The organism is Neptunicoccus cionae, assembly GCF_002860325.1.
GTDB classification, from domain to species: Bacteria; Pseudomonadota; Alphaproteobacteria; order Rhodobacterales; family Rhodobacteraceae; genus Amylibacter; species Amylibacter lutimaris.
Genome location: NZ_PKOJ01000001.1, coordinates 1,061,880 through 1,086,576 on the forward strand (window position 1 = coordinate 1,061,880; position 24,697 = coordinate 1,086,576).

The following is a 24,697-nucleotide window of genomic DNA, read 5'->3' on the forward strand; positions in this document are numbered from 1 at the left end:
CATTCAAAGCAACCGATTTTACAGGGTGTGATCCATGGGTTCTGCGGTGTTTCTGCGTAAACTGGCAAAAGTGTTTTGCGTGTTGCTGTCGGCCCCAAGCGCCTTTGCCCAAACAGTTGATCCGGCCACCAAAGACCTGCTGGCGGAATTTGACATTACCGTTACCGCTGGCGCGGCCGCAGGCTATGTGCCCGACGCCACCTGCGCTATGTGTCATTCCGACAAAGCCGAAAGCTTTAAGCAGGTGGGGATGGGCAAAAGTTTTCACAAGCCCGGCCGCGCCACGGTGATCGAGGATTTTGAGAACAATCACTACTATCACGCCCCGTCCGACCGTCATTACGAAATGGAATTGCGCGGCGAAGACTATTGGTTCATCCGCTATCAGATCGCGCCTGACGGGGTGCAGATCAACCGCTTTGAACAAAAGGTGGATTGGGTTCTGGGATCCGGCCATCACTCGCGGGTGTATCTGTATCGCACAAACGACGGGTTGATGTATCAGTTGCCGCTGGCATGGTACACGCAAGACAGCAAATGGGCGATGGCACCAGGATTTGAATTTTTTGACCAGACGGGGGTGCTGCGTGAAGTGAAACGGCGCTGCATGGCCTGTCACAATGCCTTTCCCGACGTGCCTGCTGGCAGCGATAACGAAGGCCAGCCAGATACCTTTCCTGTGGATCTGCCACAGGGGATCGGTTGCCAGCGCTGCCATGGGCCAGGAGCAAACCACGTGGCCATAGCCATTTCCGGTGAAGCAGAGCTGGATGAAATCCACGCCGCTATTGTTCAACCCGCAAAACTGCCCCGTGACCAGCTTTACAGCATTTGCTACGGCTGCCACATGCAACCAAGCGTGGCGATCCCGTCGCCCTTGCGCATGGGGCGCGGGATTTATTCTTTTCGACCTGGCGAATTGGTTTCCGATTATAAGGTATTTTTGGATATCGAGGATATGACCCGCGCCAAGCAGGACCGTTTTGACATCAACCACCATCCCTATCGGCTGGAACAAAGCGAATGTTTCCTTCAAAGCGAAGGGCAGCTTGGCTGTTTGAACTGTCATGACCCCCATGTGAAACTGCCTGCGGAACAACGGGCGGAACACTATCGCAACGCCTGTCTGTCCTGTCATGAAACCACTGCGGCAGGATTGCCTTTGTTGAGGGCAGCCGAAAAAAACCACCCTGCGCTGGGCGATAATCCCGATTGTACCAGTTGTCACATGCCCGAACGCCGTACGCAGGACGTGATCGAAGTCACCATGACTGATCACCGTATCCAGATTCCACGGCCCCAAGACGATCCGACTGCACGGATCGCCAAGGAGCCTGCGGTCGTCGGGGGTGTTTCGATTTATGACAAAACCCTGAACCTGTCCCCCTCCGAAGCGCTGATCTACAAGACCATGGGAATTCTGGATTATACAGGGGGGCGAGACTCGGGTGCCTCGGATGCTTTGCGCCGCACATTGAACGCGCAATCCGTTCCACAGGCGACCCCATGGGCAAAGCTGTCTAAAAGCCTGTTACAACGGGATATGCCCGCGCAAGCCCTACAGGCAGGAGAGCGGGCGTTGCGATATAGCCCCAGCCATCCCCAAGTTCTGGGTCTCATGGGGGCGGCGCATACCAAGCTAGGGAATATCGACGCCGCGCAAAGTCTGTTCCGGCAAGTGGCTGACGGAGGGCCGGGGCAGGCGGACAAACGGTTCAATCTGGCGCTGCTCCTTGCCTATCTAAAGGATTATGACGGGGCTTTGGCACAGGCGCATCAGGCGCTTGAGGAACGGCACACACTTTGGCCTGCGTGGCGGCTGATTGGTGACTTGCAAAAAGAAAAAGGGGCGTTGGAGTCGTCTGCGCGGGCCTATAAAGAGGCGCTGGCGGTTGAACCCCGCGCCCCCCAGCTGCGCCAAAAGCTGGCTGAGGTGTTGCAGACACTTGGCCGCGGAGCCGAGGCGAAACGCTACCTTCCCTAAGCACACACAGGATCTTCGTGGCAAATAGCGTGATTTGGGCGACCTGCTTTGGTGCCGATATGGCTATTATGGTACTTTATGGGACGAACTGACCTGCTCGCAATATATAGACGGGTAAATTCCAGATTCGGATCGAGAATCGCGTTTGCGAATCGAAAGATTTTCACAATATCTCTATGTTCTCAGTATGTTCTAAAGTGAACTGTGGTGTCATGGGATCATATGGGAAAAAATTGGAACTTTTCCCCCATACCAGATATAGTGGTGTAGTTGCTGGGAATTACTACTACGGCTAAAATCTCTCTCAATTTTGTCGATAATGTGGCGGTTTGGAGCTGTATTCTCTGGTTCCGACCAAGCGTTCCCACAAAAAGGGCTTGGTTTCCATAAATTCCCATGTAATACCTAACTGCAAGATGAGGTTGGGAACGAAAAAGGGACATCAAGATCCCGCTAGACCAAACCAGGTTTCATACAGGCGCCCAGCTACATCGAACATGAGATCCGACGTGGAATGCGAGCAGACACCCCCCAAAGGTGGCACCACAGTCGGGCGGCCCATAATCGGGACGAGGGCGGCGGATCAAGCAGTGGCAGCAGCTTGGTTCGCCGTTATCATTTTAAGCCCCTGATTTTCTTGGGCAACGGACAGAAGGAGCGCCCTTCGTGGCACGACGGTTCAGAGGCGAGAGTGTCCATAAAGTGGACGCCAAGGGCAGGGTTTCGATCCCTGCGGCCTTTCGTCGTGTTCTGGAGGAAGGCGATCCGGATTGGGAAGAAGGTCAGAACCCCAATCTTGTTCTGGTCTACGGCGGCAAGGCCCGCAATTTTATCGAAGGCTACACAATGACCTCCATGGAGGAAGTGGACGACAAGATCGCTGCACTGCCCCGCGGGTCCAAGCGCCGTCGTGCGCTGGAGCATATGTTCTCTGGCCAGTCGGTGCAGATGAGCGTGGATGAAACAGGGCGTTTGGTACTGTCCCCGAAACTGCGCAGCAAGATCGGCATTTCCAATGAGGCGACGTTTGTTGCAACAGGGGACACTTTCCAGATCTGGGAACCTTCTGCCTATGAAGAACACGCGGCAGCACTGGAAGACTGGATGGACGAAGAGGACGAGGATTTTGATCCTCTGATCCTGTTGGATATGGAAACGGCAGAGGGGTAATCGCGGAAATGCAACAGGACGAGCCTACTGCTTCCCCGCATATTCCCGTGTTGCTGACCCCTATTCTGAAAGCGGTCGCGCCAATGCAGGGGCGCTGGGTGGATGGCACCTTCGGGGCCGGGGGCTATACCCGTGCCTTTCTCGATGCCGGTGCTGAAGAGGTCTATGCGATTGACCGCGATCCTGAAGTTTTCGAGCGGGCGGCAGCCTGGGCTGACACCTACGGTGACAGGTTGCATCTGGTAGACGGCACTTTCGGGGATATGGACAGCCTTGTGCCCGCTGGAATGGACGGTGTCGTGCTTGATATCGGCGTCTCTTCCATGCAGATCGATCAGGCAGAGCGCGGCTTTTCCTTCCAGAAGGACGGGCCTCTCGACATGCGGATGAGCCAGTCCGGAGAAACAGCCGCCGACGTGGTTAATGGTGCCTCCGAGGCAGAACTGGCCGATATATTCTTTCAATACGGCGAGGAACGGGCCTCACGCCGGATCGCAAAGGCGGTTGTGGCTGCGCGCAAGACTGCGCCGATCAAAACCACCTTCCAGCTTGTGGATGTCATCGAATCCACGCTGCCCAAAGGCAAGCCTGGTCAGGCCCATCCTGCGACCCGTACATTTCAGGCCCTGCGTATCGCGGTGAACGATGAATTGGGGCAACTGGTGCGCGGGCTTTATGCTGCCGAGTCGGTTCTGGCCGAGGGCGGTATTCTGGCTGTTGTGACCTTTCATTCCCTTGAAGACCGGATCGTAAAGCGGTTTCTGGCAGCACGCGGCGGGTTGAACCCCAAAGGTAACCGCTGGGCTCCGGAAGCTCAAACCGATGCGCCCCGTTTCGAAGTCATGGGACGCAAGGCAGTGACAGCCGATAAGGACGAACTGGCGGCAAACCCCCGTTCCCGTTCTGCAAAACTGCGTTTGGCACGGCGCACCGATGCCCCTGTCGGGGATGTGGATTATGGCGGGCTGGGTTTGCCCCGATTAAGTTTGAAGAGTGTAAGTCAATGAAAACATTTCTCTATATGATCTGTTGTGGCGTGGTGATCAGCGTCGCTTATTGGGCCTACAAGGAAAACTACCGCACGCAGGCCAGTTTGCGCCGCGTGGCAGAGTTGCAGCGCCAGATTGCCCATGAGCGGGAGACAATTTCTGTGCTCAAGGCGGAATGGGCCTATCTGAACCGTCCCAACCGCCTGCGGGATCTGGTTGACCTGAACTTTGGTGAATTGGGGCTGGTACCCCTGATGCCCGAACATTTCGCCGAAGTCGAACTCGTGGCCTATCCGCAAGTTGAAATCGAGGCGAACGAACTGGTGAATCCGGTTTCCGTCAGCAGCGTGCCGACACCCGGACCGGACAAGGAATTCCCGTAATGAGAACGCCGCTACGCCCGCTCGCCCGTGTTCTGGATGCCCGTGAAAAGGGTGAAGATCCCGATATGATCGAGGCCCACGAACGGGCCCTTCGTAACGTAAAAACCCAGATGAAAATGCGCCGCCGTGCGGAAAGCCGGTTGTTGATACTGGGTATCTTCTTCTTTGCAGCCTTCATGACTGTCGGCTTCCGGATGGGCAGCCTGTCTGCCTCTCAACCGTCCGAACCTGTATCTGCAGCCTCCATCCCGCAGATCGCCAACCAGCGGGCAGATATCGTGGATCGCAACGGCGAGGTTCTGGCAACAAATCTGGCGACGACAGCACTTTATGCCCAGCCGCCCCTGATGGTTGACCCTGTCGAGGCCGCCAAAGGTCTGGTCAGCGTGTTTCCGGACCTTGATCTGGAACGTTTGACCAAAGACTTTACCGGCAAGCGCAAGTTCCTGTGGATCAAGAAGAAAATCAGTCCCGAACAGCAACAGGCTGTTCACGATCTGGGCGAGCCGGGTCTGCTGTTCGGCCCGCGAGAGATGCGTTTGTACCCTAACGGCCGTCTTGCGGCCCATATCCTTGGCGGTGCGAGCTTTGGCAAGGAAGGTGTGAACGCCGCCGAGGTGATCGGTGTTGCCGGCGTGGAACGGTATTTTGACGAAACCCTCCGCGATCCGGCCCGTGAAGGGCAGCCGCTGGAGCTGTCAATCGACCTGACCGCCCAATCCGCCATGCGCGAAGTTCTCGCGGGCGGGATGAACCTGATGGGGGCCAAGGGCGCGGCGGCGATCCTGATGGACATTCACACAGGGGAAATCCTGTCGATGGCGTCCTTGCCCGACTTTGATCCGAACGACCGGCCCCGCGTCCTGACGTCGGGTGACCAGTCCGACAGCCCGCTGTTCAACCGCGCCAGTCAGGGCGTCTACGAACTCGGCTCGACTTTCAAGATATTTGCCGCAGGGATCAGCCTTGAAAACGGGCTGGCCAATGAAAACACCATGATTGATACCCGCGGCCCGCTGCGTTGGGGTAAGTTCAAGATCCGTGATTTCCACGACTATGGTAAAGAGCTGTCGGTCACTGATATTATCGTCAAATCCTCCAACATCGGCACCGCACGGATGGCCATGGCAGCCGGGACTCAGGCGCAGCAGCAGATGCTGCAAAAGCTGGGTTTCTTTGATGTGGCGACGGTGGAACTGCCAGAGGCACGCAATGCCAAACCCTTGCTGCCGCCACGCTGGTCGGAGCTGTCCACCATGACGATTTCCTACGGTCACGGTATCGCAGCAACCCCGCTGCATCTTGCCTCTGCTTATGCGGTGATGGGCAACGGCGGTTACAAGGTAACACCAACCCTGCTGAAACGGGACAGTATCCCTTCGGACCGCGAACAGATTATTTCGGAAGAAACGTCTGCCAAGCTGGTGAAGATGCTGCGCGCCGTGGTGACACGGGGCACCGCCTCTTTCGGAGAGGTTAAGGGCTATGAAGTTGCTGGCAAGACCGGCAGTGCGGATAAACCCAAACCCGGTGGTGGCTATTACAAGAAAAAGGTGATTTCCACCTTCGCCAGCGTCTTTCCTGCAAGCGATCCGCAATACGTAATGGTGGTGACACTGGACGAACCTTCGATCAAGGCGCACGGCGAAGAACGCCGCACAGCGGGTTGGACCGTGGTGCCCGTTGCCGCAGAGCTGGTTGCGCGGATCATGCCGGTTCTGGGATTGCGCCCCAATGTTGCGTCTGCGGGAAATCTTCAATACACCGCGTCAGGAAACTGACCCCGGACGAGGAGACGCTGTCATGACCATTATTACCCTGCAAAAACTGGGCCTGACAGCGAAACACGGCACAAAAACGGATGCGGACATCAGCGGCATTTGTGTGGACAGCCGTACCTGTAAAACAGGCGATTTGTTTGCCGCCATGCCCGGATCGGCGGTGCATGGCGGTGCCTTTGTTCAATACGCGCTGCGTATGGGAGCGGCTGCTATTCTGACCGACGCCGAAGGCTATGAAATCGCGCTGGCAGACGTCGGCGAAATTTCTATACCTGTTGTGGTTTCTGACGATCCGCGCCGCGCACTGGCGCTGGCAGCGGCCCGTTTTTATGGCGCACAGCCTGCAACCATGGTGGCAGTAACAGGGACCAACGGGAAGACTTCAGTCGCAAATTTTACCCGCCAGATATGGGAGCTTCTGGGCCTGCAAGGCGTGAATTTTGGCACAACAGGGGTAGAAGGGGCCTATACCGCCCCGATGAGCCACACCACGCCAGAGCCTGTAACCCTGCACAAGCTGCTGAAAACCCTTGATAGTGAAGGCATTACCCATGCCGCTATGGAGGCGTCCAGCCACGGGCTGGATCAGCGCCGCCTTGACGGAGTCTGGCTGACGGCCGCGGCATTTACCAATTTCACGCAGGACCATCTGGACTATCACGAGACATTCGAGGCTTATTTCAACGCCAAGGCCGGATTGTTCGCACGGGTACTTCCCCCCGAAGGCTCTGCTATCATCAATATTGACGATCCCAAGGGCGCGACCCTTGTGGATATGGCAACAGCGCGTGGACAGGATGTTGTAACCCTTGGCACGGGGCAGGGGGACATGCAGATCCTGTCGGGGCGATTTGATGCCACCGGACAGGAAGTGCGGTTTTCTTGGAACGGCACGGTGCACACAGCGCGGTTAAACCTGATCGGCGGGTTTCAGGCACAAAATGTTCTGACAGCGGCGGCCCTTGCCATTGCCTGCGGGGCCCAAAGCGCCGAAGTTTTCCGTTGTCTGCCGGAACTGCAAACTGTTCCGGGCCGAATGCAACTGGCCGCAACACGGGCCAACGGCGCGTCGGTGTTTGTGGATTATGCCCATACACCGGATGCACTGAAAACCGCACTCCGCGCGTTGCGGCCCCACGTGCTCGGACGGTTGATCGTCGTCTTTGGCGCTGGCGGCGATCGTGATACCGCGAAACGGCCTTTGATGGGGGCAGCGGCGCGGGAAAATGCCGATGTTGTTTTTGTTACGGACGACAATCCACGCAGCGAAGATCCTGCCCTGATCCGGCGCATGGTGCTGGCAGAATGCCCTGAAGCCACAGAAATCGGCGACCGCGCTCATGCCATTCTTGCAGGCGTTGACGCGTTGCAACCGGGCGATGCCCTGCTGATTGCAGGCAAGGGCCATGAAACGGGACAGACCATCGGAGACGATGTGCTTCCCTTTGACGATGTAGAACAGGCCAGCGTAGCGGTTCACGCTCTGGACGGGTTGGGCGCATGAAAAATCTATGGACAAGTCAGGATGCGGCCGCCGCGACGGGCGGGCAAACCAACTGCGATTGGGTTGCGAACGGTGTGTCGATTGATACGCGAGAGCTGGAACAGGGCGACCTGTTTGTTGCCCTGAAAGACGTTCGCGACGGGCATGATTTTGTTGCGCAAGCGCTGCAAGCCGGTGCAGCAGCAGCGCTGGTGACCCATCGACCAAAGAACGTACCGGAAGACGCGCCGCTGCTGGTTGTGCCGGATGTGCTGAAGGCCCTTGAAGCTTTGGGGCAGGCGGCGCGCGCCCGCACCGCTGCAAAAGTGATCGGTGTAACAGGCTCGGTCGGCAAAACCGGCACCAAAGAGATGCTGCGTTCTGCCCTTGCCCCGCAGGGCAAGGTTCACGCTGCCGTGCGAAGCTTCAACAATCATTGGGGCGTGCCGCTGACGCTGGCGCGGATGCCGCAGGACACGGATTTTGCCGTGATCGAGATCGGTATGAACCATCCGGGCGAAATCGGCCCGCTGTCCCGCATGGCGCAACTTGATGTGGCGGTCATCACCACCGTTGCGGCGGTTCACATGGCAGCGTTTGATAGCGTCGACCAGATTGCACAGGCAAAAGCCGAGATTTTTGAAGGGCTCGGTCCGCAGGGCGTGGCGGTTCTGAACGCAGACATTCCCACACTTCCGATCCTGCTTGATGCAGCCAAAGGCGTGCGCATGCGGTTGTTTGGCGAAACCGATCGGGCGGACCTCAGGCTGATTGCAGCCCGTACCACCGAAACAGTGACGACGGTAGAAGCGTTGCTCGACGGACAGGAAATCCTGTTCAAACTCGGCGCGCCCGGCCACCATCTGGCGATGAACGCTTTGGCTGTGCTGGGGGCAGTGCAAGCCGTGGGCGCCGATCCTGCCCGATCCATGCTGGCGCTGGCCCAGTGGCATGCGCCCAGCGGTCGTGGCCAGCGCTTCACCGTAACCCGCGGCGATACCGGCGGCGTGCTGGAACTGATCGACGAAAGCTATAATGCGAACCCCACATCTATGGCCGCAGCGTTAAGCGTACTGGCCGACAGCAAGCCTGAAGGCGGACGGCGGGTGGCAATGCTTGGTGATATGCTGGAACTGGGGCCGCAGGAAGAAGAGTTCCACAGCGGGCTGGCGGATCATCCCGCGGTTGAATCCGTTGACACGATCCATACCAGCGGCCCGCTTATGGCTGCCCTGCATAATGCCCTGCCGGATCGCAAACGCGGTCAGCATTTCGAGACGGCCGACCTTATGGCTGCACGGGTGAACAGGCTGCTGGATTCCGGCGACGTTGCTATGGTAAAGGGCTCGCTAGGGTCCAAAGTAGGGCAGGTTGTAACAGCGATCAAAGCGCTGGGCCAGACAGCAGAAAAATAAGGCGGTAGCGTTTAATGTTGTATTTTCTAAGCCAGTACAGTGATGGTGGCGACTTTTTTAACCTGTTCCGGTATATCACGTTCCGGGCCGGTGGGGCGTTTTTCACTGCGCTGATTCTCAGCTTCCTGTTCGGGCAGCCTTTGATTAACTACCTTAAGTTGCGCCAGAAGAAGGGCCAGCCGATCCGTGAGGACGGTCCTGAAAGCCATCTGCTTGAAAAGGCCGGTACACCGACAATGGGCGGTGTGCTGATCCTTGGCACGATGACGCTTAGCACCCTGCTGTGGGCGCGCAGTGATAATGGCTATGTCTGGGCGGTTTTGCTTGTGACCATCGGTTTCGCACTGATCGGTTTTATGGATGACTACCTCAAAGTCACGAAACAGACGGTCGCAGGGTTTTCCAGCAAGGCCCGTCTGGCGTTGGGCTTTGTGATTGCCCTGATTGCGTCGGTCTATGTGGCCACACTGCATCCCGAAGCCCTGTCAGGGCAAATCGCACTACCGGTGTTCAAGGATGCGCTGATCGGGGTAGGGCTGTTCTACTTCCCGTTTGCGATGATCACCATTGTGGGGGCCGCTAACGCGGTGAACCTGACGGACGGGCTTGACGGTCTGGCGATTATGCCGGTGATGATCTGCGCGGCGACCTTGGGCGTAATTGCCTATGTGGTCGGGCGGACCGACTTCACCGAATATCTTGACGTGCACTATGTACCGGGCACGGGGGAATTGCTGATCTTTACCTCCGCGCTGATTGGCGGCGGGCTCGGCTTTTTGTGGTATAACGCACCACCTGCAGCGGTCTTTATGGGCGATACCGGGTCACTTGCCCTTGGTGGCGCGTTGGGCGCGATTGCGGTCAGCATCAAGCACGAGATCGTGCTCGGGATTGTCGGCGGATTGTTCGTGGTTGAGGCAATGTCGGTGATTATTCAGGTGCTCTACTTCAAACGCACTGGTAAACGGGTATTCCTGATGGCACCGATCCACCACCATTTTGAAAAGCGGGGCTGGGCAGAGCCGCAAATTGTGATCCGCTTCTGGATCATTTCCCTGATCCTCGCGCTGATCGGGCTGGCCACCTTGAAAATCCGCTAAAAGACCGGCTTTGAAGGGGGGCAGGCTCCGTCCCTGTGAATTAACCAGCTAGAAATAGCAGCCAATGCGCTGCGTTAGAGGACCGTGAGATGATTCCAGTTCGTGGATATGAAGGCCATTCTGTCGGCGTTTTGGGCTTGGGCCGTTCCGGTCTTGCCACTGCAAGAGCGCTGGTGGCAGGCGGTGCCGTTCCGGTGTGCTGGGACGACAACTCAGCAGCACAGGACCGCGCCCGCGCCGAAGGGTTTCTGGTGGCGGACCTTGGCAAAGACCGCAATTGGGAAGGGATCAGCTGTCTGGTGACATCGCCGGGTATTCCCCATCTCTATCCTGCACCACATCCGGTGATTGCGAAGGCATGGGAGATGGGTGCCGTTGTCGATAATGACGTGGGCCTGTTCTTTCGTAGCTATGGCACGCCGGAGTGGGACGGATTTGAAACCTTGCCACGGGTGATTTGTGTGACGGGGTCCAATGGCAAGTCCACGACCACAGCGCTGATCCACCACATCCTGCAAGAAGCAGGTCGTGACGTGCAGATGGGCGGAAATATCGGTCGGGGTGTTCTGGATCTGGAGCCGGCATCGGACGGACAGATCACCGTGTTGGAATTGTCCAGTTATCAAACCGAATTGGCCCGTTCACTGGCTCCGGATATCGCAATTTTCATGAATCTCAGCCCCGACCATCTGGACCGCCACGGCGGGATGGGCGGCTATTTTGCAGCCAAAGCGCGGTTGTTCACTGCCGGTGGGCCGGACCGTTCCATCATCGGTGTGGACGAACTGGAAGGCCGCTATCTCGCAGCGCAACTACGCGAAACCCAGAACAGCGGAGAGCCTGTGATCCGCATTTCCGCCGAGCGCAAACTACAAGGCGACGACTGGTCGGTCTTTGCCCGCAAAGGTTTTCTCGCGGAATGGCGCAAAGGGCGGCAGGTTGCGTCGATCGATTTGCGCAACATGCGCGGACTGCCCGGCGCACATAACCATCAAAACGCCTGTGCTGCCTATGCGGCGTGCCGGTCCATCGGGTTGGCTCCCCGTGTGGTGGAAACCCATCTGGCCAGCTATGGTGGCCTCCCTCACAGATGCCAGATCATCGCAGAACGTAACGGCGTGCTGTTTGTGAATGACAGCAAGGCAACCAATACAGATGCAGCAGAAAAGGCGCTGATGGCTTTCAAAAACATCCGCTGGATCGCGGGCGGGCAGGCCAAAGAGGGTGGTATTGCCGCGCTCAAGCCCCAGTTCGAGCGCTTGCGCAAAGCCTATCTGATTGGAGAAGCAGCGGAAGAGTTTGCCGGACAACTGGACGGGCAGCCGTTTGAAATCTGCGGCACGATGGAGCAGGCCGTCGCCCGTGCCGCCGCAGACGCAGAGGCCGGCGATGTGGTGCTGCTGGCACCGGCTTGCGCCAGCTTTGACCAATACACCAGCTTTGAAAAACGCGGGGATGCGTTTGTCGCGGCGGTGAGTAACCTCGATTAAAGGGACACCACACTGTCAAATCGGTTTAAAAAGCCCTGCACCATAATAGTGCAGGGCTTTTTTTGTTTATTCAGCCGGTTTGTCTTCGGCGGCCTTCTTGGGGGCAGCCTTTTTCGCGGCGGTCTTCTTGGCCGCTGGCTTTTTCGCCGCGGTTTTCTTCGCTGCCGGTTTCTTGGCCGCTGCCTTCTTCTTCGGCGCGGCCTTTTTCTTGCCTTTTGTGGCCGCTTTCGCATCCACAAGCGCAACAGCTTCTTCCAGTGTGATCTGGGTCGGCTCCATTTCCTTGGGCAGGGTCGCGTTAACCTTTTCCCATTTTACATAGGGCCCGTAACGCCCGTCCATCACATTGATCGCGCCGCCATGTTCGGGATGTTCGCCCAGTTCCTTCAGCGGTTCCGCAGCTGCTCCGCGTCCGCCTTTGGCAGCTTTCTCGGCAATCAGCTCGACCGCGCGGTTCATCCCGACGGTAAACACTTCCGTCGGGTCTTTCATGTTGGCATAAATCTTGCGCGTGGTTTTCTTGCCTTCTTCCAGCGGCATCTGCCACATTACATAAGGACCGAACCGCCCGATAGCAGCGGTAATATCGCCGCCTTCCGGATGGGTGCCGACAAAGCGGGGCAGGGACAACAGGTCCAGCGCCAGTTTCAAGTCAACCGCGCTCAGATCCGTGCCCTTAGGGATGGAGGCCCGTGGCGGTTTGGGGACTTCTTCCGTGGTCTCGCCCCGCTGCACATAGGGGCCAAAGCGGCCAGAACGCAGTGTGATCGGTTCGCCGTCATCGTCAAAGCCAAGCTGCTTGCCATCCGGTCCGGCTATATCGCCGCCCTCGACCTCGCCCGAGATCGGGCGGGTGTAGCGGCATTCCGGATAGTTGGAACAGCCGATAAAGGCCCCGCCGGAGCGTGCAGTACGCATGGACAATTTGCCGTTGCCACAGGCTTTACAAATGCGCGGGTCTGATCCGTCCTCGTTCGCGGGGAACAAATGGGGCGCGAGAACCTCGTTAATCTTTTCCAGAACCTCGGTGATGCGCAGATCGGCGGTTTCCGCAATCGCAGCCGAGAAATCCCGCCAGAAACGGGAAAGAACAGCCTTGTAATCCTCGCGGCCGCCGGAAATATCGTCCAGCTCGTCTTCCAGTTTCGCGGTGAAATTATACCCGACATACTGGCGGAAGTAATTTTCTAGGAAGGCAATCACCAACCGCCCTTTATCCTCGGGGATCAGGCGGTTCTTGTCTTTGCGCACATATTCGCGGGTCTGGATCGTGGTTACGATGCTGGCATAAGTGGAGGGCCGCCCGATGCCGAGCTCTTCCATCCGCTTAACCAGTGTCGCCTCGGTGTAACGGGGCGGCGGTTGTGTGTGGTGCTGTTCGGGTGTGACAGAGGATTTCTTGGTCTCGTCCCCTTGGGCAATCTGTGGCAGACGCTTGTCATCGTCATCCACAACCTGCCCGTCGGCCACATCATCGCGGCCTTCTTCATAAACCTTGAGGAATCCGTCAAACAGCACAACCTGCCCGTTGGCACGCAGGCCAACCTGACCGTCGGCAGAGGCGATTTCCACCACGGTGCGTTCCATGCGCGCTGCTTCCATCTGGCTGGCAAGGGTGCGTTTCCAGATCAGATCGTAAAGCTTGCGCTGGTCGGCTTCCAGACGGGACAGACTTTCAGGGGTCACATCCATATCCGTCGGGCGGATACATTCGTGGGCTTCCTGCGCGTTCTTGGCTTTGTTCTTGTAAACGCGGGGTTTTTCTGGAACGTATTTATCCCCGAACAAGCTGCCGATGGTCTTGCGCGCGGCAGTCACGGCTTCGGGAGCCATATCAATGCCGTCGGTCCGCATATAGGTGATATAACCCGCTTCATAGAGCCGTTGCGCCGTGGACATTGCGGCCCGTGCCCCCATGCCGAACTTGCGGCTGGCTTCCTGTTGCAGGGTAGATGTCATGAACGGCGGAGAGGGGTAGCGGCTGGCGGGTTTTGCCTCGACGCTTGCGACGGACAGATCGCGTGAATTGATCGCCGCAACTGCGATTTCTGCTGCCTCGGACGTCTCGATGTCAAATTTGTCGAGCTTCTTGCCGCCCAGAACCGTCAGACGTGCCTCGAATTCCTGACCGCGCGGGGTGGAAAGGATCGCCTTGACGGTCCAGTATTCGCGGGGCTTGAACGCCTCGATTTCCATTTCGCGCTCTACAATCAGACGCAAACAGACGGATTGCACCCGTCCGGCAGACTTCGCGCCGGGCAGCTTGCGCCACAGCACCGGAGACAGGTTGAACCCTACAAGGTAATCCAGCGCACGACGGGCGAGATAGGCCTCTACCAGTTCCATGTCCACCTGACGGGGGTTTTTCATCGCCGTTGTCACCGCATCCTTAGTGATCGCGTTGAAAACAACCCGTTCCACTTTGGTGGATTTCTTGATCGCCTTACGCTTTTTCAGCGCCTCTTCCAGATGCCAGCTGATCGCTTCTCCTTCGCGATCAGGGTCAGTCGCGAGGATCAGTTCGTCATCACCTTTAAGGGCCTCGGCAATGGCGCGAATGTGTTTCTGGCTGTCGCTGGCGACCTCCCATTTCATCTCGAAATCGTTGTCCGTGTCCACCGAACCATCCTTGGGAGGCAGGTCGCGCACGTGTCCGTAAGACGCCAGAACAGTGAAGTTGTCGCCCAGATATTTGTTTATTGTCTTGGCCTTAGCCGGAGATTCGACGACGACAACTGGCATATTATTTCCTGTGAATCAGTGTAGGTGCTGCCCGATTTGAGGCGTGCGGAAAATGTGTTGTTGCGGGGAGGGTTGTCAATGGGGGTCGCGCATTTGGTTTGCGGGCTGTGGTTTTAACTGTGCCGGGGAGAGCCGATTAACTGCACAATCCCTTAGCCGGCGATAGCCAGAAAACCGCCCGGATGGCGCAGTATCCGGCCCTCCAGTTCAAGACTGGTCAGGACAGGAGTGATCTGCGCCGCCGTCAGCCCCAAATCGCGTATCAGGCAATCTTCCGGAACCGCATTTGGCCCGAGCCGTTCGAGAATGCGCCTGCCGAGGTTTTCGGGTGGTTGTTGAGGTTGTACCGTCTGTTCCTGTTGAACGGGGCTGGCCGGTGCAATTTTTTGCAACGCGTCAATCACATCCTGTGCGGAGCGGATCAGGCAGGCACCGTCCCGGATCAGGGCATTGCAACCTGCAGCGCGGGCGTCAAGCGGGCTTCCCGGCACAGCCATGACCTCACGCCCGAAATCAGCGGCATCCCTTGCAGTGATCAGCGAACCTGATCGCATCGCGCCCTCAACTACAAGCGTCGCTTCGGCCAGCCCGGCTATTATCCGGTTGCGCTGAGGGAAGTGCCGTGCCTGTGGTACAAGCCCCAGCGGCTGCTCTGAAAGGCAAAGACCGATCTTCGCAACCTGCGCAAACAAACCGGTATTTTCCTTCGGGTAGATCACATCTATACCGCCCGCCTGCACCGCGAGCGTTCCGGTCGGCAGGGAGGCATCATGAGCCGCCGCATCAATGCCGCGCGCCATGCCGGACACTATACTATAGCCTGCTTCGCCCAACTCCCGCGCGAGTAACCGCGCCATGCGGGTTCCGAGGCTGGAGGCATTGCGCGCGCCGACGATAGCTATCGCAGGCTTTTTTGATAGAACCATGTTGCCCTGCATCCACAGAACCGGCGGCGGATCGGGCATCTGGCGCAAGGCTGGGGGATAGTCCTGTTCGTTTACGCAGACCATTCGCAAGCCCATTGCACTGCCCGCGGCCATCTCGTCATAGGCGGCCTTGTGACTGAAAGGGACGTAATCCGGGACACCGGCTTTTGCCGCAAGTTCGGGCAGGGCGGCAAGTGCGGCAGCAGGCGTTTCGTGTTCGTCGAGCAAACGGTAGAACGTGGCCGGCCCGACCCGCCTGCTGCGGATCAGGCACAAGCAGTCGTGCCTGCCTGTCGTGTCTAAAGGAATCACATTCGGGGTGTTCATACGCTCAGGCTGTCACTTGAAGGTTAACAACCTGTGAAGTGTTAAAATCCCTGTTCCATTTTCTATAAATATCCGCAGGGGTGAGGCGCAGCCGAGGGGGCGGCAGCCCCCTCCTGCAATGTATTTCGGTCAAAGCCGTTAAACGGCGCTGCCACCAACGGTCAACCCGCCGATCAGCAGGCTGGGCTGGCCGACACCCACAGGCACCCACTGTCCGGCCTTGCCGCAATTTCCCATGCCCGGATCAAGCGCCATGTCATCTCCGATTGCGCGGATATGCTTCAAGGCAGTCGCCCCGTCCCCGATCAAGGTCGCGCCCTTGACCGGCGCACCGACGACACCGTTTTTCACGCGGTAAGCTTCGGTACAGGAAAAAACGAACTTCCCGTTGGTAATATCCACCTGCCCGCCGCCGAACCCGACTGCGTGAATACCGTCTTTCAGATCGGCCACGATGTCGCCGGGTTTGATCGAGCCGCCCAGCATATAGGTGTTGGTCATACGGGGCATCGGCGCGTGGGCGTAGCTTTGCCTGCGCCCGTTCCCTGTCGGTTCTACCCCCATCAGCCGCGCGTTCTGGCGGTCTTGCATATACCCGACGAGGATACCGTCCTCGATCAAAACATTGCGCCCGCTTTGGGTGCCTTCATCGTCAAAACTGATAGAGCCACGGCGGTCGGGCAGGGTGCCATCATCCAGCACTGTCACGCCTTTGGCCGCAATCCTCTGCCCCATCAGCCCGGCAAAGGCCGAGGATTTCTTCCGGTTGAAATCCCCTTCCAATCCGTGGCCGATGGCTTCGTGCAGCAGGATGCCGGGCCAGCCCGGCCCGAGCACCACGTCAAATTTACCGGCTGGCGCAGCTTCGGCGTCCAGATTGACCAGCGCGATGCGTAACGCCTCTTTTGCGGTGGCCTTCCAGCTTGCAGGGTCCATCAGGGCAGACAGGCCATAGCGCCCGCCGCCTCCTGCCGATCCGCTTTCGCGGCGTCCGTTCTGATCCACGATCACCGACACGTTCAGTCGGGTCATCGGGCGCACATCCCGCAGGCGGATGCCTTCGGGGCGCAGGATTTCCACTTCCTGAAGGCTGGCGGACATCGAAGCCGAGACCTGTACCACCCGCGGGTCCAGATCCCGCGTAAAGGCATCAATCTCCCGCAGGGTATCCACTTTCAGCGAAAACTCTGCGTCGGCCATCGGATCACTGTCCGTATAAAGCCGCTGGTTGGTGGCCTGCGGCGCCGGGGCCAGCGTGGCACCACCCGCGCCAACCGCGAGCCGGACGGTCTCGGCGGCGCGTTTTAACGCGGCCTCGGTCATCTGGGTGGAGTGGGCGTAACCGGTGGTTTCGCCTTTGACGGCGCGCAGGCCAAAGCCCTCGGAAGCATCGTAACTGGCGTTTTTCAGGCGGTTGTCATCAAAAACCAGATTTTCCGAACGTTTGCGCTCCAGAAAAATCTCTCCGTCATCGGCCCCGTCGGTTGCGGATTTCAACACAGCGAGTGCGGCATTTTCGTCAATTTGGGTTTCGAACGGGCGAAACGGGGCGTGATCCTTGGCCAAAGCGGGATTTCCTTCTATGATCTGGTCAGCCTCCCAAGCGGCGGTATGCCGCAAAGAGAGCGCTTGTCCTTTAGACTGTAATATTGTTTTTAGGGCGCAGGAGACAACAGGGGATTCTGGTGCGCCTATTGGTGTGCGAATCCCGACCGGCGATTGGGCCGATCAGAATAGGACTGGATCATATGCAAACTGTGGCCACATTGAAGAAAATCGGTGTAACTCTTGGCGGTCTGATGGCCTCCGGCGCTGCGATGGCGCAAAACGCACTGCCGGACCTGCCAAGCCTTGGCAAACCGGATCAGGACGGCATGGGCTTTCAACAACCGGCCACAGAGCTTATGCGCGATGTGATCTGGATGGACACATTCCTGCTCTGGATTATTACGATCATCTCTATTTTCGTGACTGTCCTGCTGCTGATCTGCCTGTTCCGCTACAATGAAAAGCGCAACAAGGTGCCTGCTACATTCACCCATAACTCCCTTCTGGAAGTCGCATGGACCGTTGTGCCAATCCTGATCCTGATCGCGATCATCCCGCCATCCCTCACACTGCTGTTCAAACAGCAGGAGATCCCCGAAGCGGATATCACCATCAAGGCAACAGGCAACCAGTGGTACTGGACACACGAATATGTAGACCACGACTTTGGCTTTGACAGCTTCATGCTGCCCCGCGAAGAACTGGCCGAAAACGGTTTTGAAGACGACGAGTATCTGCTGGCCACGGACACATCTGTTGTGATCCCGACTGGCAAGACTGTCGTTGTACAAGTCACCGGCGCGGATGTGATCCACTCCTGGACCATTCCTGCCTTCGGTGTGAAACAGGATGCGGTTCCGGGTCGTCTTGCCCAGCTCTGGTTCAAAGTGGATGAAGGCAAGGAAGGCGTTTACTTCGGTCAGTGTTCCGAGCTTTGCGGTAAGGACCACTCTTACATGCCCATCACAGTCAAAGCTGTTTCCCAAGCGGATTACGACGCATGGCTGGAAGGGGCGATTGAAGAATACGCCGGCACGCCGAGCGCTGTGAAAGTTGCCGATCTGAACATGCAGATGGTCCAAGACGCGCAGGCAGCCGAATAAGCTGCCCGCTATCCCGACTCCGTTAACCCATAGCCAGTGGAACACCCCATGAGCGATGCAACCGTGAATGAATATGGCCAGGATGCCCAGTTCGACGACTATTTCGCGCTGCTGAAGCCGCGCGTGATGTCTCTGGTGGTCTTCACTGCGGCTGTTGGCCTGCTGGTTGCGCCGGTTGGGGTAAACCCTGTCATCGGCTTTGCCTCCATTCTGTTTATCGCACTGGGGGCAGGGGCCTCTGGTGCGCTGAACATGTGGTGGGATGCGGATATTGATGCGGTGATGAAACGCACCGTAAAGCGCCCTGTCCCGGACGGGCGCGTGACGCCTAAAAATGCAATGATCATGGGCTTGTGGCTGTCTGTTTTATCCGTCGGGATGCTGGCGCTGACTGCCAATTTCTTTGCTGCAGGGCTGCTGGCCTTTACGATCTTCTTTTATGCCGTTGTCTATACCATGTTCCTGAAGCGCTCGACCCCGCAAAACATCGTGATTGGCGGTGCGGCGGGGGCTTTCCCTCCGATGGTGGGCTGGGCTGTGGCCACAGGCGGGGTATCCATCGAAAGCGTAATGATGTTCGCGCTGATCTTTGTGTGGACACCACCGCATTTCTGGGCGTTGTCGCTGTTCATGAACGACGATTACACAAAGGCCGGTGTGCCGATGCTGACAGTGACACACGGCACCCGTGTGACCCGTAATAACATACTGGGCTATACTGTAGTGCTGGCGCTGGTGGCACTTGGCACGGCGTTTACATCTATCGGCGGTCCGGTTTATCTGGCGGTTACGCTGGTGCTGAACGCACTGTTCCTGCGCGGTGCAATCGGGTTGTGGCGTCGGGAAGACAGCGCCGCAGAGGCCGATAAATACGCAGACGAACGCAAGTTCTTCCGCCTGTCGCTGGTCTATCTTTTCGCACATTTTGCGGCCCTTCTGGTGGATGCAGCACTGCGCGGTTTCGCGTTCATGCCCCAATTGCCGGTGGTTTTCTGATATGGCGCTGGGTAAGGAACATCCCCTTCACGGCCGTCGCAAACGGTCCAATCTGATGCTTGGCGCGGTACTGGGCGGCTTTGTTGCGCTGGTGTTTGCGATCACGATTGTGAAGATGGCAGGCGGCAACAGTATGGAAGGTTACGACCATACGATCCGCTATAGCATCGATCCCGAACTCAAGGCGACGGAGGCTGAATAATGAGCGACGAACCGGTAAAACCCGCTGGCAAGAACAAGAAAGTGGTCTTCAATCTGGTCACGATCGTTGCTCTCATGCTGGGCCTGTCGTTTGCATCGGTGCCTTTGTATGACTGGTTCTGCCGCGTGACCGGCTGGGGCGGGGTGACCAATGTGGCGGTTGCTGACAGCGATGTCATTCTGGACAAAACCGTGAAGATCCGCTTCGATGCGTCCCTTGAACGGGACATGCCCTGGACCTTCAAACCTGTCGTGCATGAAATGGAAGTGCGGATCGGGGAAACCGGTCTGGCATTCTACGAAGCACATAACCCGACCGACAAACCGGTTGCGGGACGGGCCAGCTATAACGTTTACCCCTATGCAACGGGTAACTATTTTAACAAAATCGAGTGTTTCTGCTTCACCATGCAGGTTCTGCAACCCGGTGAAACCGTCATGATGCCGGTCACATTCTTTGTCGACCCCGAGATGCTGGACGACAGCGAGGCAAAATACGCGAAAACGATCACGCTCAGCTATACGTTCCACGTGGCTGATCTGCCGGAACAAGAGCAGGCTGCTCTTGCGGTGGATGACGCGAAAACAGTAAATTAGGGATAACCTGTTGTGTTGAACCACTCTCACAAACACGTTATCCAGCAACACCAATGCCTGAAAACGGCATTTCCGGAAGGGCCGCAGCGCAGCCCCGTCGGGAAAGCCCAAGATGCGAATATAGGGACGAACCACCATGGCGCATGAAAAAAACCACGACTACCACATTCTGAACCCCAGTATCTGGCCACTGGCCGGCGCGTTTGGCGCCTTCGTCATGCTGGCTGGCGGTGTGTTCTATATGAACGACCACACCTTCCCTTGGGTCTTCCTGATCGGCCTTGTGATGGTGCTCTATGTGATGTTTGCATGGTGGTCCGAAGTTGTGGATGAGGCCCATGTCGGGGATCACACACCGGTGGTGGTGATCGGTCTGCGCTATGGCGTGATCATGTTCATCATGTCCGAAGTCATGTTCTTCGTGGCGTGGTTCTGGTCTTTCTTCAAACACGCGCTCTACCCGATGGGGCCAATGTCTCCGATCGTAGATGGCGTCTGGCCGCCACAAGGGATCGAAACCTTCGATCCATGGCACCTGCCACTGATCAACACACTGATCCTGCTGTGTTCCGGCTGTCTGGCTACTTGGGCACACCACGCGATTGCCCACGAGAACGACCGTGACGGCCTGAAAAAAGGGCTTTGGGGTGCTGTTCTGCTGGGGATCCTGTTCACGATCTTCCAAGCATACGAATACAGCCACGCGGCATTCGGCTTCTCTGGCAACATCTATGGCGCCAACTTCTTCATGGCGACAGGCTTCCATGGCTTCCACGTTGTAATCGGGACCATCTTCCTCGCGGTTTGTCTGGTGCGTGCCTACAAGGGTCACTTCACACCGGAACGTCACGTCGGCTTTGAAGCTGCGGCCTGGTACTGGCACTTTGTGGATGTGGTCTGGCTGTTCCTCTTTGCTGCCATCTACATCTGGGGCCAATAACCAGAGGCTTGTCCTGATGCTCTGGTGCCGGAAGACCGGACAGGGCTAAGTGGATACGAGACATAAAAGGGCGCGGGCTGGAAGGTTCGCGCCTTTGCCGTTTGAAAATGTCGGACGGTTGGAAACGAGTATTTGGAGAACATTTAAGCATGAGCGCGCGAATGATTTTGCCCCTGCTGTTCGGTATTGCAGGTGTTGCTACCTTGCTGTGGCTGGGGTTCTGGCAGTTGGACCGGCTTGCGTGGAAAGAGGACCGTCTGGCCCAGATCGAGGCGCGCAAGTCAGCGGCGGCGGCACCGCTGGAGCCGTATTTCCACGAAAGCGGCCCGCTGGAGGAAGACAACTATCGCCGTGTAACCTTTGAAGGGGTGCTGACGGACAAACAGGCCCATGTGCTGACCTCTCTGAAGTTTACGGGGGCCGGTTTCCGTATCCTGCAAGAGGTGATCTGGAACGATAAAGCCTTCATGCTTGATCTCGGGTTTGTACCGGAGGCGGAGAAAGATGCGCCCCGTCCTACGGGTCCGGTTCGGGTGGTGGGGAATATCCTCAATCCCGATGATTATGATGAGTCGTTTACACCTGATCCCGACCTGGACAAGAACATCTGGTTCGCCCGCTATCTGCCGATGCTGGCGGAAAAGCTGGATGTTCTACCCTTTATGATAGTGGTTGAGGCAGCGGAATACCGCAAAGACGGCGCTTGGGTGCCTTATGATGCCGTAACCCCGTTGCCCGTTTCGGTGAATATCCCTAATGATCACCGCGAATACGCGATCACATGGTTTTCATTAGCGGTTGTCTGGTTCGGGATGACGGCTTACCTGTTGTGGCGCATCAGGCAGAAAACGGTTTAGGCAAGGCTGGCATGAAATATATCTCCACACGCGGGCAGGCGCCCGAGCTGACATTTGAAGAAGCGATGCTGACAGGACTGGCGCGCGATGGCGGCTTGTATGTGCCTGAAAGCTGGCCAAGCCTGAGCGAAGACCAGATCGCGGGCTTTGCCGGTAAATCTTACGAGGATGTGGCCTTTGAAGTGATGAAGCCTTTCGTGGGCGATACCTTCGATGACACGGAATTCCGCGAGATCATCGCCAAGGCGTACAGCAGTTTCGGGCATGACGCCCGCTGTCCTGTGGTGCAACTGGACAGCAACCACTATCTGCTGGAGCTATTCCACGGCCCGACGCTGGCGTTCAAAGATGTGGCGATGCAGTTGATCGGCCAGATGTTCGAAGCCGCGCTGAAACGTTCCGGCAAACGGGTGACGATTGTCGGGGCGACCAGTGGCGACACCGGCTCGGCCGCGATTGAAGCCTTTCGCGGGCTGGACGCGGTGGATGTGTTTATCATGTACCCCCATGGGCGCGTATCCGAGGTACAGCGCCGCCAGATGACCACTCCGGTTGAAGACAACGTTCATGCGCTGGCGGTGGATGGTGACTTTGACACCTGTCAGGCCTTGTTGAAGGATATGTTCAACGATTTCGAATTCCGCGATTCTGTACAGCTTGCCGGTGTGAACAGCATCAATTGGGCGCGGGTGCTGGCACAGGTGGTGTATTACTTTACCTCTGCCGTGTCGCTGGGCGCGCCTCACCGGAAGATTTCTTTCACGGTGCCCACAGGCAATTTCGGTGACATTTTTGCCGGCTATGTGGCCAAACGCATGGGGCTACCGATTGAACGGCTGGTGATTGCGACGAACCAGAACGACATCCTGCACCGCACGTTGCAATCGGGCGATCATGCGAAAACAGGTGTTGTGCCGTCGATCAGCCCTTCCATGGATATTCAGGTCAGCTCCAATTACGAACGGTTAGTATTTGACCTTTATGATCGGGAAGGAGAGGCCGTTGCCCAGCTGTTCGAGGCACTGAAAGACGTCGGGTCTTTCAAACTGTCCCAAGGGGCGTTGAGCCGTATGGCGGAGGAATTTGACTCAGGGCGCGTTTCGGAAGAGGAAACCAGTGCTGCGATCAGGGACTTTTACCAGCGCACCGGCGAAGTACTGTGCCCCCATTCGGCCATCGGGGCGAAAATCGGGGACGAAATGCAAGGCGAAGTGCCGATGATCACGCTTGCCACCGCCCATCCTGCCAAGTTTCCGGCAGCGGTTGAGGCGGCTTGCGGCGAACATCCGGCCCTGCCTCCACGTATGGCAGACCTGTTTGAACGCGACGAGCGCGTGACACGGGTCGCAGGCGATTTGGCAGCTGTCGAGGCTGTTATTCGAGAAAGGATTGCGGGTTGACCGTAGAAATACACACACTCTCCAACGGATTCCGCGTTGTTACCGAACATATGCCGGGGCTGAAATCAGCTTCTTTGGGCATCTGGGTTGGTGCGGGCGGACGGCACGAGCGGCCCGAGCAAAACGGGATCGCCCATTTTCTGGAGCATATGGCCTTTAAGGGCACAAAAAAACGTAACGCCTTGCAGATTGCCGAAGCGATCGAGGATGTGGGCGGGTATATCAACGCCTACACCAGCCGCGAGATGACGGCCTATTATGTGCGGGTTCTGGAAAACGATGTGACACTGGCGATGGATGTGATCAGTGACATTGTGTTGAACTCTGTCTTTGATCCGGCTGAGGTGGAAACCGAGCGGGGCGTGATCCTGCAGGAAATCGGCCAGTCGCTCGACACGCCGGATGATGTGATCTTTGACTGGCTGCAAGAGGTGTCCTATCCCGACCAGCCCATCGGGCGCACGATTCTCGGCCCTGAAGAGCGCGTGCGCTCCTTCACCCGTGCAGATTTGCAGGCGTTTGTAAAAGAACAATACCGCCCAGAGCAGATGGTTCTGTCTGCAGCAGGGGCTGTGGATCATGACCAGTTGGTGAAACTGGCAGAAGAAGCTTTTGGCCATATGGAACGGGGCGGGGCACCTGTGCTGCTGCAACCCGCGCTTTATCGTGGCGGCGAACACCGTGTCGTTAAAGATCTGGAGCAGGCGCATTTTGCACTGGCATTTGAAACAGCCAGCTACAAGGACGATGAAATCTACACCGCGCAGGTGTTTTCGCTCGCTCTTGGTGGTGGGATGTCCAGCCGCCTGTTTCAGGAGGTCCGCGAAAAACGCGGGCTGTGTTACACGATCTACGCGCAGGCAGGCGCCTATGCCGATACAGGCGCCCTGACGATCTATGCCGGCACCAGCGGTTCGGATGTGGCGGACCTGTCTACCCTGTGCATCGACGAGCTGCGCCGTGCCGCCGGTGATATGGGCGAGGCCGAAGTCAACCGCGCCCGTGTGCAGATGAAGGCAGGGATGCTAATGGGGCTGGAAAGCCCTTCGTCCCGCTGTGAACGTCTGGCGCGGATGGTGATGATCTGGGGCCGTGTGCCCGGACTGGACGAGGTGGTGGCCAAGATCGACGGTGTGGATCGCGCGGGGGTTGCGGAGTATGCCGCACGGCTTTGCGCGTCCGGAGTTCCGTCGCTCGCGCTCTATGGTCCGGTTGCGGATGCGCCGGAAGTGGGCGTGCTGGCGGATCGGCTGGCGGCCTGACCT

The 24,697-nt window shown here is 57.6% G+C and carries 20 protein-coding genes; 17 read left to right on the top strand and 3 right to left on the bottom strand.

Going from position 1 to position 24,697, the window contains the following annotated elements; all coding sequences use genetic code 11:
* The first annotated feature begins 34 nt into the window (after positions 1–34).
* From C0U40_RS05150 to murD, 9 genes are all read left to right on the top strand, one after another.
* Positions 35–1,984, top strand: coding sequence for a tetratricopeptide repeat protein (locus C0U40_RS05150; RefSeq protein WP_101654618.1), 1,950 nt, complete (start codon positions 35–37; stop codon positions 1,982–1,984).
* 666 nt (positions 1,985–2,650) lie between these two features.
* A complete protein-coding gene (gene mraZ / locus C0U40_RS05155; RefSeq protein ID WP_101654619.1) occupies positions 2,651–3,154 on the top strand; it encodes a division/cell wall cluster transcriptional repressor MraZ in 504 nt (167 codons plus the stop codon).
* A gap of 8 nt (positions 3,155–3,162) precedes the next feature.
* Entirely contained in the window at positions 3,163–4,161 is a 999-nt protein-coding gene (gene rsmH, locus C0U40_RS05160; protein WP_101654620.1) for a 16S rRNA (cytosine(1402)-N(4))-methyltransferase RsmH, read from the top strand.
* The gene (gene ftsL / locus C0U40_RS05165) at positions 4,158–4,526 is read left to right on the top strand and encodes a cell division protein FtsL (protein ID WP_101654621.1); all 369 of its coding nucleotides are present in this window, start codon (positions 4,158–4,160) and stop codon (positions 4,524–4,526) included. The genes rsmH and ftsL overlap by 4 nt, the downstream gene beginning before the upstream one ends.
* A complete protein-coding gene (locus C0U40_RS05170; RefSeq protein WP_101654622.1) occupies positions 4,526–6,307 on the top strand; it encodes a peptidoglycan D,D-transpeptidase FtsI family protein in 1,782 nt (593 codons plus the stop codon). The genes ftsL and C0U40_RS05170 overlap by 1 nt, the downstream gene beginning before the upstream one ends.
* A gap of 22 nt (positions 6,308–6,329) precedes the next feature.
* A complete protein-coding gene (locus tag C0U40_RS05175) occupies positions 6,330–7,811 on the top strand; it encodes a UDP-N-acetylmuramoyl-L-alanyl-D-glutamate--2,6-diaminopimelate ligase (protein WP_101654623.1) in 1,482 nt (493 codons plus the stop codon).
* The gene (locus tag C0U40_RS05180) at positions 7,808–9,205 is read left to right on the top strand and encodes a UDP-N-acetylmuramoyl-tripeptide--D-alanyl-D-alanine ligase (protein WP_101654624.1); all 1,398 of its coding nucleotides are present in this window, start codon (positions 7,808–7,810) and stop codon (positions 9,203–9,205) included. Before C0U40_RS05175 ends, C0U40_RS05180 begins: the two co-directional genes overlap by 4 nt.
* 14 nt (positions 9,206–9,219) lie before the next feature.
* On the top strand, positions 9,220–10,305 hold the full coding sequence (mraY, locus tag C0U40_RS05185) for a phospho-N-acetylmuramoyl-pentapeptide-transferase (RefSeq protein WP_101654625.1): 1,086 nt from the start codon (positions 9,220–9,222) through the stop codon (positions 10,303–10,305).
* A gap of 89 nt (positions 10,306–10,394) precedes the next feature.
* The gene (gene murD, locus C0U40_RS05190) at positions 10,395–11,795 is read left to right on the top strand and encodes a UDP-N-acetylmuramoyl-L-alanine--D-glutamate ligase (RefSeq protein WP_101654626.1); all 1,401 of its coding nucleotides are present in this window, start codon (positions 10,395–10,397) and stop codon (positions 11,793–11,795) included.
* A gap of 66 nt (positions 11,796–11,861) precedes the next feature.
* On the opposite strand, the gene topA is transcribed toward murD, so the two are convergent.
* The 3 genes from topA to tldD all read right to left on the bottom strand — a co-directional run bounded on the left by topA (position 11,862) and on the right by tldD (position 17,356).
* The gene (topA, locus tag C0U40_RS05195; protein WP_101654627.1) at positions 11,862–14,537 is read right to left on the bottom strand and encodes a type I DNA topoisomerase; all 2,676 of its coding nucleotides are present in this window, start codon (positions 14,535–14,537) and stop codon (positions 11,862–11,864) included.
* Between the two features lie 152 nt (positions 14,538–14,689).
* Complete coding sequence (gene dprA, locus C0U40_RS05200; RefSeq protein ID WP_101654628.1) at positions 14,690–15,790, bottom strand: DNA-processing protein DprA; 1,101 nt, start codon at positions 15,788–15,790, stop codon at positions 14,690–14,692.
* Positions 15,791–15,928: 138 nt separating this feature from the next.
* The gene (gene tldD / locus C0U40_RS05205) at positions 15,929–17,356 is read right to left on the bottom strand and encodes a metalloprotease TldD (RefSeq protein ID WP_101654838.1); all 1,428 of its coding nucleotides are present in this window, start codon (positions 17,354–17,356) and stop codon (positions 15,929–15,931) included.
* A 182-nt stretch (positions 17,357–17,538) separates the two neighbouring features.
* Here tldD and coxB point away from each other — a divergent pair, with 182 nt between their 5' ends.
* From coxB to C0U40_RS05245, 8 genes are all read left to right on the top strand, one after another.
* A complete protein-coding gene (gene coxB / locus C0U40_RS05210; RefSeq protein ID WP_101654629.1) occupies positions 17,539–18,441 on the top strand; it encodes a cytochrome c oxidase subunit II in 903 nt (300 codons plus the stop codon).
* 48 nt (positions 18,442–18,489) lie between these two features.
* The gene (gene cyoE / locus C0U40_RS05215; RefSeq protein WP_101654630.1) at positions 18,490–19,437 is read left to right on the top strand and encodes a heme o synthase; all 948 of its coding nucleotides are present in this window, start codon (positions 18,490–18,492) and stop codon (positions 19,435–19,437) included.
* 1 nt (position 19,438) lies between these two features.
* A complete protein-coding gene (locus C0U40_RS05220; protein WP_101654631.1) occupies positions 19,439–19,639 on the top strand; it encodes a hypothetical protein in 201 nt (66 codons plus the stop codon).
* Positions 19,639–20,235 (top strand): cytochrome c oxidase assembly protein, encoded by a 597-nt coding sequence (locus C0U40_RS05225; protein WP_101654632.1) that lies wholly within the window; start codon positions 19,639–19,641, stop codon positions 20,233–20,235. The genes C0U40_RS05220 and C0U40_RS05225 overlap by 1 nt, the downstream gene beginning before the upstream one ends.
* A 136-nt stretch (positions 20,236–20,371) precedes the next feature.
* Entirely contained in the window at positions 20,372–21,175 is an 804-nt protein-coding gene (locus C0U40_RS05230) for a cytochrome c oxidase subunit 3 (RefSeq protein ID WP_101654633.1), read from the top strand.
* 161 nt (positions 21,176–21,336) lie between these two features.
* A complete protein-coding gene (locus tag C0U40_RS05235; RefSeq protein WP_180957622.1) occupies positions 21,337–22,032 on the top strand; it encodes an SURF1 family protein in 696 nt (231 codons plus the stop codon).
* A gap of 11 nt (positions 22,033–22,043) precedes the next feature.
* Positions 22,044–23,432 (top strand): threonine synthase, encoded by a 1,389-nt coding sequence (gene thrC / locus C0U40_RS05240; RefSeq protein WP_101654635.1) that lies wholly within the window; start codon positions 22,044–22,046, stop codon positions 23,430–23,432.
* Positions 23,429–24,694: a M16 family metallopeptidase gene (locus C0U40_RS05245; protein ID WP_101654636.1), complete on the top strand. Its 1,266-nt coding sequence runs from the start codon at positions 23,429–23,431 to the stop codon at positions 24,692–24,694. The genes thrC and C0U40_RS05245 overlap by 4 nt, the downstream gene beginning before the upstream one ends.
* Positions 24,695–24,697 lie beyond the last annotated feature (3 nt).